This is a genomic window from Pseudaestuariivita rosea (assembly GCF_017592335.1).
Classification (GTDB): Bacteria; Pseudomonadota; Alphaproteobacteria; order Rhodobacterales; family Rhodobacteraceae; genus Parasulfitobacter; species Parasulfitobacter rosea.
The window spans coordinates 23,806-44,496 of the sequence record NZ_JACNMP010000004.1; the positions used below are offsets into that span (position 1 = coordinate 23,806).

General features: G+C 57.7%; 21 protein-coding genes. 3 read left to right on the plus strand and 18 right to left on the minus strand.

Annotated features, from left to right (window positions below; all coding sequences use genetic code 11):
• Positions 1–8 precede the first annotated feature (8 nt).
• The 12 genes from H7848_RS04245 to H7848_RS04300 all read right to left on the minus strand — a co-directional run bounded on the left by H7848_RS04245 (position 9) and on the right by H7848_RS04300 (position 10,425).
• Complete coding sequence (locus H7848_RS04245) at positions 9–524, minus strand: phage tail protein (protein WP_208348317.1); 516 nt, start codon at positions 522–524, stop codon at positions 9–11.
• Complete coding sequence (locus H7848_RS04250) at positions 514–3,141, minus strand: baseplate J/gp47 family protein (protein ID WP_208348319.1); 2,628 nt, start codon at positions 3,139–3,141, stop codon at positions 514–516. Before H7848_RS04250 ends, H7848_RS04245 begins: the two co-directional genes overlap by 11 nt.
• A complete protein-coding gene (gene tssE, locus H7848_RS04255; protein ID WP_208348322.1) occupies positions 3,138–3,587 on the minus strand; it encodes a type VI secretion system baseplate subunit TssE in 450 nt (149 codons plus the stop codon). Before tssE ends, H7848_RS04250 begins: the two co-directional genes overlap by 4 nt.
• On the minus strand, positions 3,584–3,919 hold the full coding sequence (locus tag H7848_RS04260; RefSeq protein WP_208348324.1) for a hypothetical protein: 336 nt from the start codon (positions 3,917–3,919) through the stop codon (positions 3,584–3,586). Before H7848_RS04260 ends, tssE begins: the two co-directional genes overlap by 4 nt.
• A 4-nt stretch (positions 3,920–3,923) precedes the next feature.
• On the minus strand, positions 3,924–5,411 hold the full coding sequence (locus H7848_RS04265; protein WP_208348326.1) for a phage baseplate assembly protein V: 1,488 nt from the start codon (positions 5,409–5,411) through the stop codon (positions 3,924–3,926).
• Positions 5,408–6,175, minus strand: coding sequence for a CIS tube protein (locus H7848_RS04270; RefSeq protein ID WP_208348329.1), 768 nt, complete (start codon positions 6,173–6,175; stop codon positions 5,408–5,410). Before H7848_RS04270 ends, H7848_RS04265 begins: the two co-directional genes overlap by 4 nt.
• Positions 6,163–7,131, minus strand: coding sequence for a hypothetical protein (locus H7848_RS04275; protein ID WP_208348332.1), 969 nt, complete (start codon positions 7,129–7,131; stop codon positions 6,163–6,165). Before H7848_RS04275 ends, H7848_RS04270 begins: the two co-directional genes overlap by 13 nt.
• Positions 7,124–7,558 carry a phage tail protein gene (locus H7848_RS04280; protein WP_208348335.1) on the minus strand — a complete coding sequence of 145 codons (435 nt, stop codon included), beginning with the start codon at positions 7,556–7,558 and terminating at the stop codon, positions 7,124–7,126. Before H7848_RS04280 ends, H7848_RS04275 begins: the two co-directional genes overlap by 8 nt.
• 18 nt (positions 7,559–7,576) lie before the next feature.
• On the minus strand, positions 7,577–8,785 hold the full coding sequence (locus H7848_RS04285) for a phage tail sheath family protein (RefSeq protein ID WP_208348338.1): 1,209 nt from the start codon (positions 8,783–8,785) through the stop codon (positions 7,577–7,579).
• A 3-nt stretch (positions 8,786–8,788) separates the two neighbouring features.
• On the minus strand, positions 8,789–9,466 hold the full coding sequence (locus H7848_RS04290; protein WP_208348341.1) for a hypothetical protein: 678 nt from the start codon (positions 9,464–9,466) through the stop codon (positions 8,789–8,791).
• A gap of 110 nt (positions 9,467–9,576) precedes the next feature.
• Positions 9,577–10,005, minus strand: coding sequence for a hypothetical protein (locus tag H7848_RS04295; protein WP_208348343.1), 429 nt, complete (start codon positions 10,003–10,005; stop codon positions 9,577–9,579).
• Between the two features lie 12 nt (positions 10,006–10,017).
• Complete coding sequence (locus tag H7848_RS04300) at positions 10,018–10,425, minus strand: hypothetical protein (RefSeq protein ID WP_208348344.1); 408 nt, start codon at positions 10,423–10,425, stop codon at positions 10,018–10,020.
• A 204-nt stretch (positions 10,426–10,629) separates the two neighbouring features.
• Between H7848_RS04300 and H7848_RS04305 the strand changes: the two genes are divergently transcribed.
• Positions 10,630–11,442: an HAD-IIB family hydrolase gene (locus H7848_RS04305; protein WP_237072581.1), complete on the plus strand. Its 813-nt coding sequence runs from the start codon at positions 10,630–10,632 to the stop codon at positions 11,440–11,442.
• 12 nt (positions 11,443–11,454) lie between these two features.
• Positions 11,455–12,675, plus strand: a complete 1,221-nt coding sequence (locus H7848_RS04310) for a glycosyltransferase family protein (RefSeq protein ID WP_208348345.1) — start codon at positions 11,455–11,457, stop codon at positions 12,673–12,675.
• Positions 12,676–12,873: 198 nt separating this feature from the next.
• On the opposite strand, the gene H7848_RS04315 is transcribed toward H7848_RS04310, so the two are convergent.
• Positions 12,874–14,682 carry a purple acid phosphatase family protein gene (locus H7848_RS04315; protein ID WP_208348346.1) on the minus strand — a complete coding sequence of 603 codons (1,809 nt, stop codon included), beginning with the start codon at positions 14,680–14,682 and terminating at the stop codon, positions 12,874–12,876.
• 185 nt (positions 14,683–14,867) lie between these two features.
• Positions 14,868–15,497, minus strand: a complete 630-nt coding sequence (locus H7848_RS04320; protein ID WP_208348347.1) for a TetR/AcrR family transcriptional regulator — start codon at positions 15,495–15,497, stop codon at positions 14,868–14,870.
• A 78-nt stretch (positions 15,498–15,575) separates the two neighbouring features.
• Here H7848_RS04320 and H7848_RS04325 point away from each other — a divergent pair, with 78 nt between their 5' ends.
• On the plus strand, positions 15,576–16,502 hold the full coding sequence (locus H7848_RS04325) for an alpha/beta hydrolase (RefSeq protein ID WP_208348348.1): 927 nt from the start codon (positions 15,576–15,578) through the stop codon (positions 16,500–16,502).
• Here the strand turns inward: H7848_RS04325 and H7848_RS04330 are convergent.
• From H7848_RS04330 to H7848_RS04345, 4 genes are all read right to left on the minus strand, one after another.
• On the minus strand, positions 16,474–16,923 hold the full coding sequence (locus H7848_RS04330) for a hypothetical protein (RefSeq protein ID WP_208348349.1): 450 nt from the start codon (positions 16,921–16,923) through the stop codon (positions 16,474–16,476). The two genes, H7848_RS04325 and H7848_RS04330, sit on opposite strands and share 29 nt — an antisense overlap.
• Positions 16,924–17,281: 358 nt before the next feature.
• Positions 17,282–17,779 (minus strand): hypothetical protein, encoded by a 498-nt coding sequence (locus H7848_RS04335; RefSeq protein WP_208348351.1) that lies wholly within the window; start codon positions 17,777–17,779, stop codon positions 17,282–17,284.
• The gene (locus tag H7848_RS04340; protein WP_208348353.1) at positions 17,779–18,261 is read right to left on the minus strand and encodes a hypothetical protein; all 483 of its coding nucleotides are present in this window, start codon (positions 18,259–18,261) and stop codon (positions 17,779–17,781) included. Before H7848_RS04340 ends, H7848_RS04335 begins: the two co-directional genes overlap by 1 nt.
• Positions 18,262–18,287: 26 nt before the next feature.
• Positions 18,288–20,414 (minus strand): vWA domain-containing protein, encoded by a 2,127-nt coding sequence (locus H7848_RS04345; RefSeq protein WP_208348355.1) that lies wholly within the window; start codon positions 20,412–20,414, stop codon positions 18,288–18,290.
• Positions 20,415–20,691: the final 277 nt, after the last annotated feature.

Below are 20,691 nucleotides of genomic sequence, written 5' to 3' on the forward strand. Positions count from 1 at the left end.
TTTCAATGTTACTCGTCCGGATCGGGCCATCGCAGGTCATGGGTGATGTGGGCGGGTTTGAAAAGGCGAGTGACGGCGTCAATCAACGCACCGGCGCTTTGCGTGCCGTCTGGGCACTGGATGGTCACGTGGAACTGCCCCGCCAGCGCCGATGTTTCGTCAATCATGAAACCGGGGCCAACAGCCAGTGTAAGGGCGCGCATAATGCCCGTGTTCGTGCCACGACGATCCAGAAGATGCGGTGCCTCGGCCAGCACCAGGCGCAAGGCGTTTGTATCAATGTGCCCGTCCTGGGCACCGGTAAACGGCAACAGCGGCTCAAGCCCCATCATCCGGACCAGAAACGGTAACATGGCCTTGGGACAGCGTAGGGGATCAAGACTAACATCAATGGTGTTGATCTGGTGTTCAGCCGGGGTCAAAAGCCCCGCCATGACATCAAACAAAGCGTCCTGCGGTGAATTGGGCCTGCGGGCATCCCGCCAGAATTCCGGCAACAGATGGGCGATCTGATCAGCGTTCATGGGCCACCTCGTCAATCACATGCTCGCCTGCGGCGCAAAACAGCCAGTTCGGCGGCAAAGTCACAAAACCCACATGTTCGCGTTGGCTGCAGCGTTCGAAGGTCACGCCGTTATCGGTGCGATAGACGCCGCCGCCTTCGCCCGCGTCCTCTTGCCCCGGACAGATCATGGCTTTTGAATTTGTGGCGGCAATCACATTGATGGGCTGCAGCAGATCAAGACGCCGTTGCGGCAGGCCACAGTTCACATCAGAGGGGCGCCATTCAGGGTCGGTATCGGTCAGTGAGATCGTCTGAACCCCGGCGTGGTGCGTGGCCACAAGAACCTTGTCGTCCATAAAGGCGATGCCGCGGCAACTTTCGCCATTCCAACCCTTGGGATAGGGGCGCACGCGCGGTTCCTGATCGCGCCGTCCCGTGACACGATATTCGAAACAACCCTTGCCCTCGACCCCTTGGGGCACGCGGACACCGGCCCAGACCCGTGCCTGCCCGCCGAATTCATGGGTTGCCAGCACGCGGAACATCTGACTTTCCATGCCCGCAGGACCAATCGCGGTAAAGCTTTTGGGCAGCCCATCACTGGCCGAACAGAACAGCCCGCGCCCGTCGCCAGACGCAAAAACGGTATACCTGCTGGCCGATCCGATCGGATTACGGGCGACCGTCACCGCCCAGACCCGTAAGTCTGGCGTGGCGGGGTCAATGATGATCCGCCGCCAGTTTTTGTCACGATCCAGGGTGAATTCGCGCAACCCGTCTGCGGCAGCGAAAAGCACCGTTGGGCCATCCTGCCGCATCAGAAAATCCATGTCGGTGACACTGATGCCCTGTTCAAACCGCAGGATCAGCGTCCAGGTTTCCCCACAATCACGCGAGATATAGAAGCTGTTGCCTTTTTCGGTCTGTGTGATCACCGCGACCAGCCCCAGCATATCGTCCACACCGTGCCAGGCCGCGGGCGTCGCAATCAGACAGACCGTTTCACCGGGAAAAGCCCGCGCCAGCTCCCAACCATCCCCGTCATTCAGCGACCGATAGACGGCCTCGCCACTGCCTGCATACCAGACACCGGGTTGGTTTCCATCGGGTACAATCGCGCGGCAGACGTCATCGGGGGCCTCGGGCGTTTCGATGATCGGATCTTCCAGATAGGCAATGGCCGGTTCACGGCGGGCGACATCGTTGATGTGCCAGCTGCGCAGGGGTTCACCAAAGGTCCAGCCGTCCTGACCGGTTTCTGCGTTGGCCAAGGGCGAAATCATCTGGTTCAGCGCCTGTTGCAGCCGCGTGGCGACATCACTGGCATTTTCATAGGGGCGAAGGGCCGCACGAACCCGGATGCGCACTGGCTTGAACCGGACCCAGCTTGCATCGCACCGCGCGCCAAGGGGGCGGTGTTTTTGCAAATGCGCCTGTGCATCGGCCAGGCCGGTGTCAGTGCAGGCGTCCTCTAACGCTGACCGCGTCAACAGCCCGGTGCGGTCCGCCTTGGGCATATGGGGCGTCAGAACGACCTCAACCGACCCTTTTTCTGCATGGCGCCAGTTTTCGGCCCGCGCATAGGCCCGCGCGCGCGACACGTTCGGCAGGGCCTCGGCCAGGGCCTCGTAATCCTGGGCGGTGACGGCCCGGTTCCGCGATGCGACCTCCCTCGGGCCACGCCGCAGCGCGTTGGCCAGGGTTTCGCTATCACGCCCGCCGGTGGCAGCCGTCGGGTTGGTCACGGAAAGCCCGGGCATATTCTGATCCAGCTTGGTCAGCGCCCCGGCAACAACATTACCGGCATCCCCCCCACCCACGCGGTACCAGACGCGGATACGGCGCCCGGCATTGGGGATCGCAGCCATCGCGGTGGCCGTCCGACCCAGTGTCGGGGCATCCTCGGACCCAGCCTCGGGCAATCGCGCGGCGGGTGCAAAACGAATGACACCATTTGCTCGGTCGGCCATGAAAACGGCCTTGCCCTGATCACCAGCGCTAAATGTCTTGACCTCACGCCACAGCACGTAGACCGCGTCATCATGTTCAATCGCCTCGGCCTTGGCAGGCACCTGATCACGGGGCGTTTCCACACCCACCACCAGATCCATCGGCGCGCCAAGGGGGGCAATGATCGCGCCTTTCGCAACCTTGAAGATCTGCCCGGGCTGTCCGTCGCTGACGCCCAACAGTTCGGCCTTGATCAATTCGGCATGGGCCGCGCGCACGACAGCCTGATTGGCCCCCGGTTCAAAGACGGCAGGCGCCAGTGTGGCAAACTGCACCGCTTCCCCGCGCCCACCGGCGCGATCCGCATTCACGCGCGTTCCAACCGGCAACGTCAGCGGTACCGAAGTATCGTCCCGCAGGAACACCAATTCGGTTGAAGCCGCAGCAGGCGGTCCCATCAGAACGCCCATCTTGTTCAGAAACTCGATAAAGGCGCGGTCGGGCAGTTGATTGACGCGCCAGATCAGAACCTCGGTCAGATAGGAAAACGTCTCAACCAGTGTCCGGCCGGGATCACCGGGGCCGAAATCTGTCCATTCGGGACACAGCGCCTTGATCCGATCGTGGGCGGCCTGAACAAGGTCGTCATAGGTACGGTCGTCAAGATTTGGCGGTCTGAGGGTCATTGGCTTTCCTCTTGCATCATGGTGGGCACAACCAGCGCCAGATGGTCCTGCTGCTGGCGTCGGCGGACGGTGTAATCAATGTCGATCATCAGGCGGGATGGGTCTTCGGGGTCAGCCTTGGCCTGCACCTGCAGGTTTTCGGCGCGCGGCTCAAAACGCTGGATCGCGCGACGGATCAGCAGACTGGCCAGCATTTCCGTGGTGTGGCCATGTCCGGCAAAGGCCAGCCGTTCCAGATCACAGCCATAGTCCGGGCGCATCACACGTTCACCGGGGCGGGTCGACAACAGCGTCATTAGTGACTGACGCACGGCATCGGCCTCTTCCACCATCTGCAAGGCACCGTTTGATCCGGCGGTCAGACCATGCGTCACATCATCATCGAACTGCGTGGCAAAGAACTTCAGGCATCTTTCCGGTTTTCTAAGGATACTATCGGTGGTCATTTCTGCCTCACTAAACTTTGGCCCGCGGCGTGAACGGTATAGGGAACGGTGCCGGGGGGATCGCCGCTGGTCAGCCCCTGCAACAGGTTCAGCGACACGGGTCGCCCGCCGATGCGAATGAAATCCGAGTGACCTACAACTTCGTTCAGCGTCACCAGACAGGGTTTCAGCGGCGGGATGGGGGGGCAGCCGTCAATCTTGCAGCCCTGGGTGTCGTGCTTGACCAGGATCGGCTGGCCCTGAATGCGCACAAACCGTTGTGTGGCTTTCAGTTCAACCTTGCCCAACTGGTGGGCGCAGCGAATGTTGGCTTTTTTCGTGATCAGCAGCATGTCTCTACCCCCGCTCAAAATCAATCGCGTTGCCGCGGATGGTGACGGTGCCGCCCGGGGCCTCCAACGTCAGATCCCCGTCGGCGCGCAGTGAAATTCCATCGGGACCAAGGGCCAGTTTCGACCCATCTGGCGCTTTCAGTTCAGCGATTTTGCTGTCGTCGTCGAACGTCAGCGCGTGGCCTGCGACAGAATAAAAGCCAAAGCGTTTGGCATCCCCTGCCCCGTCCACAATCGCCAGCCGTTCCTGCGCATTCAGGCTGCCCAGAACAAAGGCATGTTCCAAACGGCCCGAGTTGGTCAGGACCATCACGTGATCATCGACCGCTGGCACATAGGCAAAACCGCGATCCGGCCCGGCCATGGGGCGGATCACCTGCAGCCAGCCGGTTTCAGTATCGCCAATAGCCGGAAAGCTGCAGCGCACGCGCCCTGCGCCGGTCGGATCATCATTGTCAACAACCTTCGCCCAGGCCATCTGGGGTCGCTGCTGAATTGGGGACAGCGGCGCGGGTTGGGTCGAAACCTCAACAATATGCCCTGCGGCGACATCAATGCGGTCTTCGATCTGCGTGATCGGCAGCGGACCCGCGGTATCCATGCCGATATCGGCCACCTCAAGCCGCTGGCCCAGATGAAAGGCATAGCTGCCGTCAAAAACCGCGCGCAGAGTCACGCGACCGGCGTCGCGATGCGCCATTTCGGCGGATGCGATGGCCAACGCTTCATCCTCAGTCGCCGATGGCAGGTTCAGAACCGGAATATCGGTGTCGGCATCCACGGTGTTCGCCCCATAGGCGTCTGAACTATCCAGCCCAAAGGCAAAGCCGGGAAACGGGTCAAGAACATCGGGCGCGAAGGCGGTGAAAGACATCGACCCGGTAGCCTGATCCGCATTCGCCTCGACCCGCGCCTCAAAGGCGTCCTCTGACAACGTGATGCGACGGGGCGCGCCAAAGCCATCAACGCCATGCAGGTGCAGTGTGCCAGCACGCAAATGAAACCACAGCCCGAACCGGCGGGTTTCGCTGCACAGAAAATCGAAATCCGTGCGATCTGTGCGGATCATATGCGGCAGGGTCGGGCCGCTTTCCTGGGTCTCAAAACCCAAACCCAGTTTATCGGCCATCGACCGGGCAATATCGCCCGGCGTGATATCCTGCAGCGATGCGGCCTGCCCGCTGCGCCGCAGGCTTTGCAGGGCATCAAAGCCCCGCACAGTCACTGTCACCACACCATCCTGGCGCCGGGCGCGTTCAATGGCCGACACGGCCCCTGCAAAAAGCGGTTCATCGCGATCCTGACGCTCAATCCGCAGCCCGGCGCCAAGGGGTGGCACCTGAAAATCATGGGACGTGATCCGAATTTCCGCCTGGGCTGCGCAGGACAGCGCGCGGCGAATGCGGATCGAGGTGATCTGTCTGGCCACGCGCGGCTCAAGCCGGTCGCCATCCAGAAAAACGGTCAGTGCGGGCAAACGGTCTTGTGTCATCTTTCGCCCCTATCGCCTTGAACAACGGTGACAAAGGGTCGGTCGGCGGGCGGATCAAAGGGGTTTTCCAATCCGTTCAACGCCGCCAGAAACCGCCATTGCCGCGGGTCACCGAAGGCCTGCTGCGCCAAAAGATCGATGCGGAACAAACCGCCCGACCGCGCGGCCGAGGTATGGGGGGCCTCGGCAATCGCGATATCGTCTGACGTCAGTTCGGCCACCGCGGCCTCAACCGCGTCACCATGCAGGGGGTCCACCCCGCGCTGCGGCGTCAGTTCGGCGCGTTCGTTTACCCGCCGCAGACCCAGGGTGATCCACGACCGGCGCGCGACACCGTCAATGGTGAAATCCTCAAGCCGTTCGGCAACGGCTGTGACAACGACCGGAACGCTCCAATTGCCCCAGATCATCCTCACGACCTGTGGCCAGGGATCGGTGGCATTTTCAGGTCTGCTTTCGGCCAGCGCCCAAAGCTTGGTGGTGACCTCCCTTATGTCACCGGTTTCAGCCCGCGCACTGCCCCCTTTGACGAAACTGGAAGGCGCCGCGGTGCGCACATCGAACAAAAGCTCAAGCGCCGCTTCGGTCTGACCGCCACCGGTATAGATCAAACTGTCGTCGGTCTGTGCAGAGGACGCGATGGGCATCTGGTCCAGCGTCCGCGTCCGCAGACCCGCCGAACGCCGCCATGTCATGCTTTCAGGGTTCAGCATGCATTCGATCAGGTCGCCGGACAGTTCGTTGTAAAAAACTATGCGTTCCATGTGCCTTTTCCTGCTTCGCGCGTGCCGCGGGCCCAGAAATCATCCCTTAGGCCAAATCCGGTTGGGCTATTGCTGTGCGGTGAAATCGGGGCCCGCAGATCGGGCCACGCACCGACGACGGTCTTGGAGCGTGCGATGACCGAAGCGCCCCGTCTTACTGCTTGATCGGGCAGCATTGTTTCATTGTGGGCAGCATAATCGCAGTGCCTGGGTAGATCGGCGATGGCGGTTTTGACTTTTTGGCGAACGGTTTGGTCCGGACCGACTGGCTGTATTCCATCCCGCACCCGTTTCGGGGCTATTGATCCATGGGCCTTTTGACCAGCATCATGATCTGGAAACCGCGGCGACTGCTCTGTCCCCTTTGGTTGGCTTGGCGGCACATCATAGGTTTCCAAGCTCGCCTTCATAGCAGGGCCTGGCATCGTATCGGGGCCGGCTTTCTGGCTCCGTTCACCGGGAAAGCTAAACGTTGGGCGCAACCGTATGGCGCGTTTAGGCGGCGGGGTATCCGCCACCCGATCGACCGCGCGGCTTTCGCACAGCCCTATTGGTGTGTTCTGCAGCGCAGTGTGGCGCGCGAATTCGACAGGTTCACAGGCGGTATTGGGCGGGTTCTCAGGCAGAACAGAACCGTCGTGGGATGACCCGGCTTGATCTGTCGGTAGTTTGGCCAAGCGCCGTTTCCCGTGCGCGGACCGTGCAGGCAACTCAAAACCCGACGCCTGCCCCAACCGTTTCCAACCCTCATCGCTGTCCAACAGATCGGGGGCAAACTCCTGCATTGTTTTCAACCAGGCCGCAGGTGCGCCTGGTACAGCGCGAACGACCGGTGGGGGTGCCAACCGAATGGCCAGACCATCGAACAGCACCGCCAGCCAGCGCAAAGGCGCCGCCAGCCCCGCCCGCAGGCGGAACCAGACGGATGGCCCTGTGTTATGTGCGTCCTTAGGCAAGGATCCGCTCCAGATTCTCATAGTGAATCTCAAGGTTCTCGATCGCCACGCTCTGGCTGAGCGCCGATAGTTCGGACATGCTGCAGGCCGTCGGCAGGCAGCGGAACATGTTGAACCGGCCGGTCTGGCTTTCGCCATCATTGGCGATCATGATCAGCGCGATGTCCTTGTATTCCGCGCGCCCCGCCATGGACGCTGACATCCATTCCCATAGGATCGGCGACAGGCCAAACCCCCACCGCAGCACAACTGGTTCATAGATCACACGACCGGGCAGCACGCGCACCGCAGGGGCACCGCCGCCTTCGCGATATTCGATGTTTTCGACGCGCGCCGAAGGCGGCTTGACGTCGGTAAAGACGCCCACGATCTCGCCCCCGATATCAAGGCGAAAGTTGTAGGCATTTCCGGGCATTTCCAAAGGCATAATCAATTCTCCTTAAAATCAGCTTTGATCGCCGCTGCCGCCGCCATTCCACTGGCTTAGGCGTACGATCACGAATTCAGCAGGGCGCACGACGGCCAGGCCCACATCCACACGGATCTGACCCTTTTCGACGACGTCGGGCGGATTGTTTTCTGCGTCGCATTTGACAAAGAACGCCTCTTCCGGGGTCGCCCCGACCAAGGCCCCATCCCGCCACAAGGTCAGCAGGAACGATGTGATCTGCATGCGCAGGCTGTCCTGGGTGGGCTTGTCATGCGGCTCAAAAACCGCGCGCATCAGGCCAAGCTGCAGCGACTCTTCGACAAAGATCAGGAACCGCTTGACGTTCACATAGCGCCATTCCGAATTCTGATCGGCCAGCGTGCGGGCGCCAAAGATGCGGATGCCGCGCGAGGTGAATTCCCGGATCACATTGACACCGTTGCGGTTCAGCATCCCAAGTTCGGCCTTGGCCACGTTATAGGACACACCCAAAGCGCCTTTGACGATTTCATTCGCAGGCGCCTTGTGCACACCGCGCAATGCATCCGTACGGGCATAAACCCCAGCCAGATGGCCCGAGGGTGGTGCATTCACGATCTTGCGCGTCTGCTGATCAACCACCGAAATCCAGGGAAAGTTGAACGACCCGAAGCCCTGTTCAGACATGCCGGGCTTGACCCCGCCACCGCGTGCCGCCCGACCGCCGCCGCCACCTTCGCCCTCACCTGCAGCAGCTTTGACGGTGCCGATCTTGGTCAGCTTGTCCAGATCATCGACCTTTTCGGGCGCGTCCAGAATGCAGAACCGATCGCGCATGTTTTCGCAATAGGTCAGAACGGCCTTTTGTACGGCGATATCCGTGACACCGGGACAGATGACGATGGCCGGTTCATCCAGCCCGTGCGCCGCCCAAAGCCCCGTGCGCTTTTTCGCGTCACCGGCAACACCCGCGTCATCCTCAACGGCAATCATGTAAAGCTTGGTACCGCCGTTTTCGAAAAACCCCTTGGCCGCATTAAGAACATGCCGTGCCTCGGGCTTGTCGGATCCGAAATGCTTTAGAAATTCAGTGTAGTTGGTGATCGACTTGGGCTTGTGCATCGGGGCCGAGGCCCCGGGGCAAGGTGCCACACACAACACGGTCGAGGTGCCAACCCCCTGAATGGGCGGTGTCCCGGCGCGGACGTTTTCAATATAAACGCCGGGTGCATCATAATTACTCATGGTCTAATGCTCCTTCTTGATGGAAATGACCAGGTCATCTGACCCGGGTTTGGGTTTGAAAACTTGGATGGACCCGCGATGGGCAATGGCCAGGGCCTGACCGGACCAGCCGTAAAGCGTAAAGCGCCCGTCGGTGTCGGTCTGAACGGCGTGATCACTGCCCGCGATAGACACACTGGCCGCAGCCACTGCTTTGCCCTGCTGCACCACCTGGCCCGAAATCGCGGCCGATGGGGCGAACGTCGCACGCACCTCGGTAATCGTCGTGGCCGGTTTTTCGGGTGGGGTCAGATCGACATAGCAACTGGCCAAAAGCGCCGGGCGGGGCGCAGCGCCAAGCGCACCCCAGATCGGATCATCCTGCGACACGGGCAAAAGCGCTTCGATCTGCGGCATCTTCCGCACAATCATCGCACCCAACACACCATGAGCCACAGCCGAGCTTTTGGCAGAAACAGTCAGCAGATAGTCGGCCAGAACCCGATGTTCGCGCGCCTGTCTGCCGTTCGACATCGCCTGCCGCCACCCCACCGCCAGGATGCCAACCTGCGCCGCATCAGACGTCGTGTCGGCCACTTGGTCCAAGGCGATCTTCGGCTTGGCAAAATCAGCGGCATCCTTGATCCAGTCAGAAAAGCCGGTTTCAAGCTGCCGGAAGGCAGGTGTGGGGTCATAATGCATTTTGAGTTCCAAAAAACGTATAAAAATCAGTTTTGTAACAGTGCCAAAAAATACGACACGCGAACTCGTTAAACGGGGTGGATCAGGGCGCAACACCGCGCCCCAACCCTTTACAGGAAGTCGATCGGCGGGCTTTCTACTGGCCAGAACAGGGACCCGACCACATAGGCCAGGCCAAAGGCCAGCGGCATCCCGAAAATGGTATCGATCGGCTGCCAGATCCACTTTCTAATTGGGATGACAATGGCGAATACCACGGCTGTAATCCCCAGCATGATCACCACGCCCAGCCAGAATGGGTCAGGCAACAGCGGCTCTTGCCCCCAGTGAAAGAAGCGCCCGGCCAACAGGCCCCAGACCCAAGGCATCACCGGCGTGAACTTGGCCCAATACCGCGTAACTTCGCTGTAGGTGTCGCCCGTCAGGCCCGACGGATGCCTGTTTCCATCCTCAGAGACGGCCAGAAAGATATCCGACACGATGACGCCGATTATTATTGTCAGAACCAGCAGAACTTCGGCTGTAACGATAATTCCCATCACACCCTCCGATCACACAGGCCAGGACACCGCGCCCCAGACAAAGCCGACCAGCAGCATTATCGGGGATACGATATCGGGATAAACAAAACCGTCTGTGGCCAATGCAACGATCACATCGACACCGGCCAGCAACAGGATCAATCCGGCGGTGACGATGATCACCCAGAATGAACCCACGCCAAAGACGCTTTGCCAGATGCCTTTCCAGCTGTCGGATGGGTGAAAGAAATGGCCCGCCAATGTGCCCCAGCCAAAGGGCGCTGCCAAGCCAACAACGGCCCAGCTGCGCATGATGGTCGAAAACGTCTTGTCGGGATCTGAGCCGAAGAACAGTATGATTTCAAAGAGTACTACAAGTGCAATGATACCGACCCAGATATAACTGGATACCGGCATCCGCGGGGATGCTGTCGTCATAAATCACCTTAAATATAAATTCAAAAATAATGCCTGAATAATACACTTGTTGCGCGGGTCGGTCAACGACACTGAAGCGCGATATATCAATCATAACAATTAAGATGCTGTTTTGACTTTATTATTTTAGTCCATGATCACTTGTCCTTTGGCTTAGACAGATATGATTGACCCCGGATCACAGCAGGCTAGACATGAAGGCAGATGACAGATTCGCGCCTGCCCCGAAAGCCGATGAACCAGACACCCGCTTTGATCGTTTTTACCGACCTTGACGGCACACTTCTGGATCATGACAGCTATTCCCATGGCCCCGCCGAACCCGCTTTGGACAGGCTGAGGGCGGCGCAGATTCCCGTTATTCTGGCCAGCTCAAAGACCGCGGCCGAGATCGCGCCGTTGCGCGCGACGCTTGGCTTTTCCGACTGCCCTGCGATTGTGGAAAACGGCGCGGGGCTTTTGCCCGCCGGGGCCGATGATATCGAGGGCGACGATTACGTCAGGCTTCGTGCCGCGTTGGAAGAAATACCCAACACCCTGCGCACCCTGTTTACCGGCTTCGGCGACATGACTGCGGACCAGATCGCACAAGACACCAGTCTGCCCTTGCGTGATGCAGCCAATGCAGGCAAACGCAAATTTTCCGAACCCGGCCGCTGGCACGGAACGGATGATCAGATAGCAGCGTTCCTTGATCACCTGTCGACGCACAGCATAACCGCGCGGCAGGGCGGGCGATATCTGACCCTGTCGTTCGGACAAACGAAGGCTGACCAAATGCAGACAATCCTGGCTCGGTACAACAGCCCCAAATCGATCGCCTTGGGCGATGCCCCAAACGATATCGAAATGCTAGAGACTGCCGATCACGGCGTCATCATCCACAATCCGCACCGCGCCCCCCTGCCCCCGCTGGCCGGCGAAGACAAAGGCCGCATTCAGCGCACGAAATTATCTGGTCCGGCCGGTTGGAATGCTGCGATGCAGCAGCTACTGTCAGACCATGGCATCGACTGAAGGAACCTGATCTTGGCCGATTTTCACCAGAACGGAAATATCGCAACCCTGCACAATCTGCGCACCACCAGTCTTGAGGCGATGACACATGAACTTGTCACCTTTGCCCAGACCCGCAAGATCAGCCTGATCCTGCCGTCGCTATTTTCCGAACTTGAGGGCGAGGCGCTGCCGAAAATCATAGATGAGCTGTCGCAGGTCCCTTATCTGAACCGCATCGTCATCGGGCTGGACCGTGCCGATGCCGATCAGTATCGCCACGCCCGCGCATTTTTTGCCCGGCTGCCGCAGGATCACGTCGTGATCTGGAACGACAGCCCCCGCCAGAAAGAGCTGGGCGAGCGTCTGAAGAAGCTGGGCCTTTATACCGAAGAACCGGGCAAGGGCAAAAACGTCTGGGGCTGCCTGGGTTATCTGATGGCCCGTCAGGACAGTGCTGTTGTGGCGATCCATGACTGCGATATCGTCACCTATCACCGCGAAATGCTGGCGCGTCTTGTCTATCCGGTCGCCAACCCGTCGTTCCCCTATCAGGTCGCCAAGGGCTATTATCCCCGCATCGGCGAAGGCAAGATCAACGGCCGGGTCACGCGCCTGCTGGTCAGCCCGCTGCTGATCGCCCTGAAGCGTGTCATAGGCGACCGTGATTATCTGGATTACCTGCGCAGCTTTCGCTATCCGCTGTCGGGTGAATTCGCCATGCGCACCGGTATCCTGCCCGACCTGCGCATCCCGTCCGACTGGGGGCTTGAGATTGGTGTGTTGTCCGAGGCCTGGCGCAATCTGGCCCCGAAATCGGTCTGTCAGGTCGAAATTTCGGATGCTTACGACCACAAGCATCAGGATTTGTCGGTGGAAGACGCCTCAACCGGGCTTAGCCGTATGTCGACTGACATCTGCAAGGCGATTTTTCGCAAGCTTGCTGCCGATGGTACCGTCTTTACGACACATGTGTTCCGCACGCTAAAGGCCACTTACTATCGCACCGCGCTGGATTTGCTGGATTGCTACTATAACGACGCCAAGATGAACGGCCTGTCCATCGACCGCCACCGCGAGGAACGGTCGATCGAACTGTTCGCCGACAACATCATGCGGGCCGGGTCGATCTTTCTGGATAACCCGTCCGAGACCCCGTTTATCCCCACCTGGAACCGCGTCCACGCCGCCGACCCCGACCTGATGCGCGACATGCTGAACGCCGTGGCCGCGGACCGTGCGGAATTTGCCTAGGGTACGCCCGCCGCGGGCCGCCTGCTCTACATCCGTTTTTGTGTTCGAGTGATGGTCATTCAGGATATCATAACAGAAATCTGCGACACTATATCCCCCCCCCCTCGCCCGGTGGGTACCACCGGGCAGCGCCCGACCCGAGGGCGGGCGCTGCCCTCGATTCTCATCAAATACACTACAAGTGTATTGGACGGTGATCTAATCCCGATCAATCACCACACGGTCCCGCTCATCCCCGTAAACATCAAACGCCCGATAGACCATCCGATCATCGTCCCGCAGAACATCGATCACCTGATACATCTGTGTCCGCGTGATACCCACATCGATATAGGCGTGATCGTCCTGATCATAGAACTTCTCGCCCGCGCTTGAGATCACATAATACGGCCCCTGCCCCTCTGGATCAGGCTGCCCACCGCGCATCGGCGGTGTGCGCAGATAAGCGTGATCATGGCCCTGCAGAACCATCGCGACCTTTTCGCTGTCTTCGATCACCGGGGCCCAGACCTCGGTCACTTTTTCGTAATACCGCCCTGGCCGCGACGTAAACGCCGCATGGTGCAACATGACAAAGGTGAAATCATCATCCTTGCCCGCCAGCGTCTGACGCAGCCAGTCGGTCTGACTGTCGGCCCCAAGATTGCTGTCCATCACGATGAAATTGACGCCGCCATAGCCAAAAGAATAAGCGCGCTCGGGTTCGATGCCCTTGGGGCCATTTTCAGGCAATCGAAACAGACTGCGATAGTAATCGACCGATTTCCCGGTCTGCAGTTCGTGATTGCCCACGGCAGGCACCAATGGAATGCTGCGCGCCACGGGGCTGATCACATTCAAAAAATCGTCCCAATTGTCCGCATCCCCGCCGCGCGACACCAAATCCCCGGCAATCGCGATGAAATCGACATCCGGACGGGTGCGCATGGCCTGATCCAGAACGCTTTCAAACCGGTCGAAGCCTTCCTGCACGTCTCCGAAATACATAAAACTGACAGGCGCATCGCCCGCGGGCGCGGTGGTAAAGCGCGCTGTGGCCGACCAGATGCCCTCGGCCGGGCGGACGGCGTAAATATAAGGGGTATCCGGCATCAAACCAGTCAACAGCACACTATGCCGGTGGACCGCAGGTTGGTTCACCGTCCGTTCAGACGGCGCAACGACTGTATCGGCCAGAATCACCTTGGGCTCGGGCCGGTCGGGGCGCAGATAGTCTTCCTCGGGCCAAAGCGCGATTTCACTTGCCGTTACGCTGGTATCCGTCCGCCACTGCACGGCCATCGACGACGACGGATCGTCGGTCATTGTCAGAATGATCTGATCAGGCCGTGGTGCTGCGGGGTGATCGGTCAGCCGGAAATACCGATAAACCGCAGCCACAGGACGGCGATCAGACTGTGTCTTGATCAGCGTATGGCCCAGCAACGCATCCGATACCGCGTCCAGAGTCACTGACCGGTCGACATAGGTGCGCGCGCCCAATTCGACCGTTTCGGTCTGCAGCGCCTGGGGCATCAAATCTGTGATCGTGACGGGGTCATCCCCCTGCTGCGGCGCGACTGAGATAAAGTAATGCTCACGCACCACACGAAACGCATGGATGCCCAAACCGATCTGACCGGCGGGAAAATCCTTGGCCCAGACATCGAAATCCTTGCCATAGGCTTCGGCGGAATACTCTGTCAGCTGAAACCCCTGATCGTCCAGCCAGAATGGCTCATCCACGCGGGCCAGACGATCATCGCGATAAATATGGACCGTGACCGGCTGATCAACGGTGAATGTGATATAGCCCGTTGAAAACAAGTCCCTTTCCGCATCCGTCAGATTAGCCTCAACCGTGCCGGGCGCCATGTCGACCACGCCCTCAGGTCCCAAATCCTGCACCAGCCTGGCGCGCAAATCGATGGTCGCCTCAAGGATCGGATCGGCGAAACCGGGCAAGGCGGCCGTGACCGATAAACCGGCCAAAACCAAAACCCGTCTGAGGGGCGAAATGAATGTCATAGGGGATACTCCTGAATGTGTGATCCCCAGCTGACGCCCAATTGTAACAATAGCTTATAGGCAGATATTTTTTTCCACGTTCCGCAAAGAACCGGCAAATCATCGCCGCCCCAACCGGCCGCGAACGATGCTGAGTTGTGATCGAATGACGCGAGATCAAAGCATTGCTGCCGATCAATTCCTGTTCAGGCACGCTCCCTCAAACCATCTAAGTACGCGCGCATCATGCACTGAAGTTGTTCGGCAAGTCGTTCCGGGGCGGCCAATGTACCATCATCTTCAATAAACCATCGATGAACGGCCGCATCGGCTACGTCAAAAAGCAGCTGGGCGGCAATCCGGTTCTGACTGATGTGATGCTTAAGTGCATCTGCCAAACGTTCGATCACTGTCGCGCGTAGCTTGTCGACCCTTTTGCGGAGCATAGGTGATATCGGCACCTCAGAGGATAGCATGCGATGCAGTTCGGGATCGTCTTTGTGTAACTCGACAATCCCACTGACAAGGATTTTTACAATATCGTCTGGCGCGACCGTGGGTACAAGTAAAGACGAGGCAGCAGACACAAGCGCCTCACCTTTTGACAGATGGTCTTCTGCGATCGCATCCACGAGCGCTTGTTTGTTCGGAAAATATTCATAAAGCGATCCGATGGATACACCGGCGCGTTTTGCAATCACGTTGGTGTTGAACCCATCCCAACCGTCTTTGGCGAGAATCTGAGCCGCAGCTTCCAAAATAGCCGCAACGGTCGCCTTTGAGCGGCTTTGTTTTGGTTTGCGGACAATGGCTTGGCGTCTCTGTGTTGCCGTCATGTACCAATCTCTGAACCCGAGTAGAAAACCTGAGCAAATACTCAATATCATGAGTATCAAAACGAAGGAACCTAGATTATGAACACTTACCAAGGCTCTGCATCATGGTTGCAGTATCGGGAAATCCTTGCCGAGCAGTTTGATATTAATTTCGAATGCGAACCTGTCGAAACTTGGCGCTCCATCCGCGGTCATGATATTCACATTGATGAGTGGCAGCCGGAAGAACCCAAGAAGGGCACATTTATCCTAGTCCATGGCGCGGGCGGGAATGGCCGTGTCCTTGCCCCCTTTGCAGCGTTCGCTGCAAAACAGGGATGGCATGTCCTTGCGCCAGATCTGCCGGGTTACGGCTTGACACAACCTGCAAAAGGTTTTCGGTGGGAGTATGAAGAATGGCCGGCTGTTGTTGCGGATTTGGCAGACGAATGTACCGGCCACGTGGTCCTTATGGGTCTCTCATTGGGCGGAATGACAGCGGTTTTCGCCGCCGAAGCAACGCGGAACGTGTCCGGCATCATTGCCACAACACTTCTGGATATGGGTGATCCAGGCATCTTCATCCGTGCCGCGCGCTGGCGTTGGCTCGGCCTCGCAACGTTGTTGGGCTTTCACTTGATGCCTTGGATTGTTGACCGTGTGGCAATGCCTCTCTGGCTGATTGCGCCAATGAATAAGATGACAGGTGGCGCCGCAATGCGTGACTATTTCTCAACTGACCGACTGCTTGGACGGCTTCGGATACCATCGCGGTTCTTCCGAAAGATATACGCGCGAAAAGCGGTTTCAATACGCCTGCGTTGCCCATTGTTGCTTGTTCATCCCGGTGCTGACGCCTGGACTCCTACGCCACTCAGCAAACTGGCATTCGACCGGGTGAGGGGCGATAAGCGACTGCGCGAAATGACAAATGGCTCACATCTGCCTTTGGAACAACCGGCGCTGCAGGAACTGCAACAGGAAGTGAGATCCTTTCTTACTTCAATCGCCAAGACATCCGGATAGTGTTGAAAAAATCCATTGATTGGTTGGTCTGCCGCTGACTCACTCTTTTTGAGAGTGGAAGTGCGGTGATGATGGGACCAAAACAGGTGGCGCAAGGCGCTGTTTTACGAGTTTTCGATTGAAGAGTTTGTGCCGTGCGATCATGCGTTGCGCGACATTGATCGGTTCTTTGACCTTTCCGAAGTGCGTCCGTAAATTCGGCCAAGTAGAACGCTGAATGGATAAGGTGTTCGGGCAGACGCAGATACGTGCGGGGGCCGGCTTTGGTTTCCTGGTACAGCTGATCATCACGTCGGCTAATCGCGGCATAACCGCCATACATGCCATCTGCAGCAAGCGCCCAATCATGGCGCGTACCCTCACCGAATTGCCAATCGCTGAGCGTGGTGCCTTCTTGTGCCGGAATGCCGGTCGCGACCACGGTTTAGGGTCCACTTAAAACGTCTCCGCGTGTCGTCCGTGCATCACAATTAAAAGGCTCTGCGCAGCTATTTGGGTAGATGCTGGGATATCCGGCCAGCAGACCGCTTTCAAACTCTCCATCTGTAAATTGCAGATATGGGATCAGACTGTCCATTTTCCCTTCTTTGCTGAACGCGGGAAAATCTGTCCTGACCCAGACCATGCCCGGCGCCTCTAGAAAGTCCTGGGTCAGTTCATTGGCTGCTGCACCTGTGCATAGCGCGGTAAGAGCAATTGCGCATCTGATCATTGATCTCTTGTGGTCAAAGTTGAATGGGGGGGTAAGAAGCAGGTAGTTTCTGTGGCTAATGTCGGCGTCATAAATAAAGCTCCAACAAGACAGATCCCGAAGCACACGCCAGATATCCAAAGAAAACAAAGCGCCATGCGGGTGGGTATACTGCGCTCAGGACAAAAAGGACCAAAACCACCAAAAGATGAACGGGCAGCAACCAAAGCTGCACGTAGCTGTTGATCATACTTCGTTGTGGGTCATCGGGATGAACCAATATGTTGACGGACTTACCGACTTGGTCATCACACCATTCCTTGCCCAGTCTGTACGAGCCATGCGCCTCTATCCCTTCGGCACTGATCGCAATTGGGATGTCGTCAAAGATCGTAACGCTATTTGTTGCACTGCTCCCGACACCGCCCGATCGTCTGAATTGCACTCGTTCACATCGGTCAACCACAGCCGCTTGTGATGTTCCAACCAATAGACGTGGCAGGTCACGCAATGGTTCGTGCGTGGGTTGCGGTGTCCAAAGCGTGACGGACAAGAGCAGCATCCACAGGTTCAGGACATACTTCACTAAGAGACGCCTTCCTTTAGCCAGCGATTGATGATGTCGGCGGCGTCCTTCGAATGCGGTCCGGCGCCATATGCTGGTGATATGTTTCGGATGTCTTTCTTAGGGTCACCCGACAGGATCAGCGCAACCCGGTGCCGAGTGTTACCATTTGATGTGTGGTGGGTTTGTGTGGACGCCTGTTCGAGCCGATCAAGCGGTTCCTCTTCTCGTTGATATCCGAACAAGGTCGTATGCCTGATTTCCATCACACCCGTTGCGCGATCAAGGATCAACTCATCTCGCCTGACAAGCAAAACGAAACCCAAGGCGGGAAGCCCTATTGCGAAAACCCCCATAAGAGCAGCTTGTTGAAACCCGACCTCAAGATAACGTTGCCAAGTGACATAACACATCAGCACAATCGCACCGGTCAGCAGACTGCTCATGAACCACGGTGCGTCCCGCAAGAATAGGCGGTCTGACGTGTTTTCAACGACCTTCATAGGTGCCTCCGGTGCAGAGAAACTGACTACTGCGATACTTCAATCATGCGGGTTTCGTTCGCATCAATGTTGATGATCCCAAGTTCTTCACCCTGATAGACCATTGCGTAAGGGCCCGGTAGAATTTGCCGCTCGCGGCCATTTTTCAGATTGATCGGGTCCTGATCACCCTGCAACAGCAGAAAGTCACCGCGCACGCGTTCCGACAGACTGACGGTCGCCAAATTGAAATCGGCGGCTGAGAGAACGCGCTGCTCACCGGGTGCGATCACAATTGGGGGGCTGACAAAATCTGCAAATGCGAAATGGTAAGTGCCCGGTGGAATTTGACGTCGCGATGATGATCGACTGATGTTGGTAAGTCGCCGATCCGTTTCGTCAATGATGATGCTGACTTGCCCAATCACGTCGTCAGATAGTCTAATGTCGGCTAGCCCATAATCAGCAGCTGCGATTGTGATGTCTGCATTCGCCACAACATCCATAGGTGGTGACGTGAAATTGCTGAACTCGAACCGGTAGCGCCCCGCAGGAATTTGCCTGACAGAACTTGATCCACTGATAAAGTCCAGTTTCTGGCCAGTGACATCATCAACGATATCGACATTAAGAAAAACATCATCGGCCAGCTCCACACGCGCCAGACCATAGTTGGCGGCGGAAATCATGTGTTCACTGCCCGGTGCTACCGTCAATGGAGGGGATGTAAAGTTTTTGAATTCAAAGATATACGTCCCCGGTGGTATCTGTCGCCTGTTGAAAGATCTGTGAATTTCTGTGAGTCTTTCAGCTGACTCTGCGTTGACGATGTTGACGGTGAAAAGTACGTCATCGGCAAGAAAAACGTCTGCCAAGCCATAATCCGCAGATGAGATCGTCACCGTTTCGTTTGGTGCGATCGTAACCGTTGGCGATGTGAAATCGAAAAATTCAAACCGGTAGTCTCCCGGTGGAACTTGCGTACGCTCGGATACCGCGCTAACCTCGGCCAGTTGCTGCCCGTTGGTATCATCCAGAATATCCACCGAATAGGGTTCGTCCTCATCAATATAGATATCGGCCAAACCAAAGGTGCGGGCTGAAATCTCATAGTCGGCGCTTGGCGCGATACTCACCGGCGGTGACGTGAAATGCCGAAAGGCAAAGCGGTAGTCGGTCGGCGCAACCTGGATACGCTGCCTGTTCGCGTAAAGATCGGTGAGTTGCGTATCAGTCGCATGCTCAACGATATCTACCGCAAAGAATACGTCCTCCGACACACTTAAGGTCGCCAAACCATAATCGGCAGCCCTGATGATGTAGTCCTGCCCCGCGACGATCTCAACCGGCGGCGACGTAAAATGCCGGAATGCGTAGCGGTAGGTTCCAGCTGGTACTTCGATGCCTGCGCCGCCACTGCTATACAAAGTATCAAGTTCTTCGCCGGTCTTTTCGTTCACGACGCTGACAGCGTTAAGAACGTCATCTCCAAGAAAGACATTCGCAATCGTCGGCTCTACTATAGTGACAACCGGCTCTTCCACAATGCTTACCCGCACATCAGCCAGCGCGGCATCAAGCGCGTCTGCCGAACTGGCGTCGTAGTATTCACCGCCTCCGGCCTCTGCGATGCAGCTGAGCTGTTCCTTGGCTTCTGCGTCTACATCAAAGCCCACGACATGAATGCGCACATCGATATCCTGTTCGCGCAAGAGCGCGGCCGTTGCACAAGGATCGCCTTCACAGCTTTCGATCCCATCCGATACCAGCACAATCGACACCGGATCCTCAGTCTGGCGCATGACTTCGCCTGCTCGCAGCAAGCTGTCGGAAATCGGTGTCTTGCCCAGCGGTGTCACGCCTGCAAGGGACGCCAGCAGGTCGGCGCGATCGGTCTGCCCGGGCGTCGCGATCACCTCGATATCCGCGCAAGAGCCGCGTTCGCGGTGGCCATAGGTGATCAGCCCTGCATCAACGCTCTCTGGCAGACCATCGATCAGCCCGCTCATCACATCCTTGGCGATGACGATCTTTTCCACCTCATTGACCCGCCCCCACATGGAACCTGAGCCATCGAGGATAAACAGCACATCTGCATTCGTGGACGCGTCCTGGGCGCTGGCCATATGCCCCAGTGCAAGAAGTGGTAAAGCCAGATGAAATGAACGATGCATGATGACTCCTTGAAAATAAGTTGTATACATATATAAAGATGCGAGCATTCATTAGCAACACTTTGAAAAGAAAGGAAAGCTTTGGCGTGCTATTGCATACGTTTGGCGCAGGGCCGGCAATCAGAGCTGCGCGGATCGGCTAGCAAAAGCGCATCTTGCTACATCTATTGGGGGCCACAAAGGGTACGCCATGTTTTATCACCCTTGGCACCGTCTGTCTGACTTTCTTTCACATCGGCATGTGCCATCAATCTTCTTGGTAGGAAAACCTCTCTTT

Coding starts and splice junctions, on each gene's coding strand:
- H7848_RS04245 (WP_208348317.1), bottom strand. CDS start 524: ATGAACGCTGATCAGATCGCCCATCTGTTGCCGGAATTCTGGCGGGAT.
- H7848_RS04250 (WP_208348319.1), bottom strand. CDS start 3,141: ATGACCCTCAGACCGCCAAATCTTGACGACCGTACCTATGACGACCTT.
- tssE (WP_208348322.1), bottom strand. CDS start 3,587: ATGACCACCGATAGTATCCTTAGAAAACCGGAAAGATGCCTGAAGTTC.
- H7848_RS04260 (WP_208348324.1), bottom strand. CDS start 3,919: ATGCTGCTGATCACGAAAAAAGCCAACATTCGCTGCGCCCACCAGTTG.
- H7848_RS04265 (WP_208348326.1), bottom strand. CDS start 5,411: ATGACACAAGACCGTTTGCCCGCACTGACCGTTTTTCTGGATGGCGAC.
- H7848_RS04270 (WP_208348329.1), bottom strand. CDS start 6,175: ATGGAACGCATAGTTTTTTACAACGAACTGTCCGGCGACCTGATCGAA.
- H7848_RS04280 (WP_208348335.1), bottom strand. CDS start 7,558: ATGCCTTTGGAAATGCCCGGAAATGCCTACAACTTTCGCCTTGATATC.
- H7848_RS04285 (WP_208348338.1), bottom strand. CDS start 8,785: ATGAGTAATTATGATGCACCCGGCGTTTATATTGAAAACGTCCGCGCC.
- H7848_RS04290 (WP_208348341.1), bottom strand. CDS start 9,466: ATGCATTATGACCCCACACCTGCCTTCCGGCAGCTTGAAACCGGCTTT.
- H7848_RS04295 (WP_208348343.1), bottom strand. CDS start 10,005: ATGGGAATTATCGTTACAGCCGAAGTTCTGCTGGTTCTGACAATAATA.
- H7848_RS04300 (WP_208348344.1), bottom strand. CDS start 10,425: ATGACGACAGCATCCCCGCGGATGCCGGTATCCAGTTATATCTGGGTC.
- H7848_RS04305 (WP_237072581.1), top strand. CDS start 10,630: ATGACAGATTCGCGCCTGCCCCGAAAGCCGATGAACCAGACACCCGCT.
- H7848_RS04315 (WP_208348346.1), bottom strand. CDS start 14,682: ATGACATTCATTTCGCCCCTCAGACGGGTTTTGGTTTTGGCCGGTTTA.
- H7848_RS04320 (WP_208348347.1), bottom strand. CDS start 15,497: ATGACGGCAACACAGAGACGCCAAGCCATTGTCCGCAAACCAAAACAA.
- H7848_RS04325 (WP_208348348.1), top strand. CDS start 15,576: ATGAACACTTACCAAGGCTCTGCATCATGGTTGCAGTATCGGGAAATC.
- H7848_RS04340 (WP_208348353.1), bottom strand. CDS start 18,261: ATGAAGGTCGTTGAAAACACGTCAGACCGCCTATTCTTGCGGGACGCA.
- H7848_RS04345 (WP_208348355.1), bottom strand. CDS start 20,414: ATGCATCGTTCATTTCATCTGGCTTTACCACTTCTTGCACTGGGGCAT.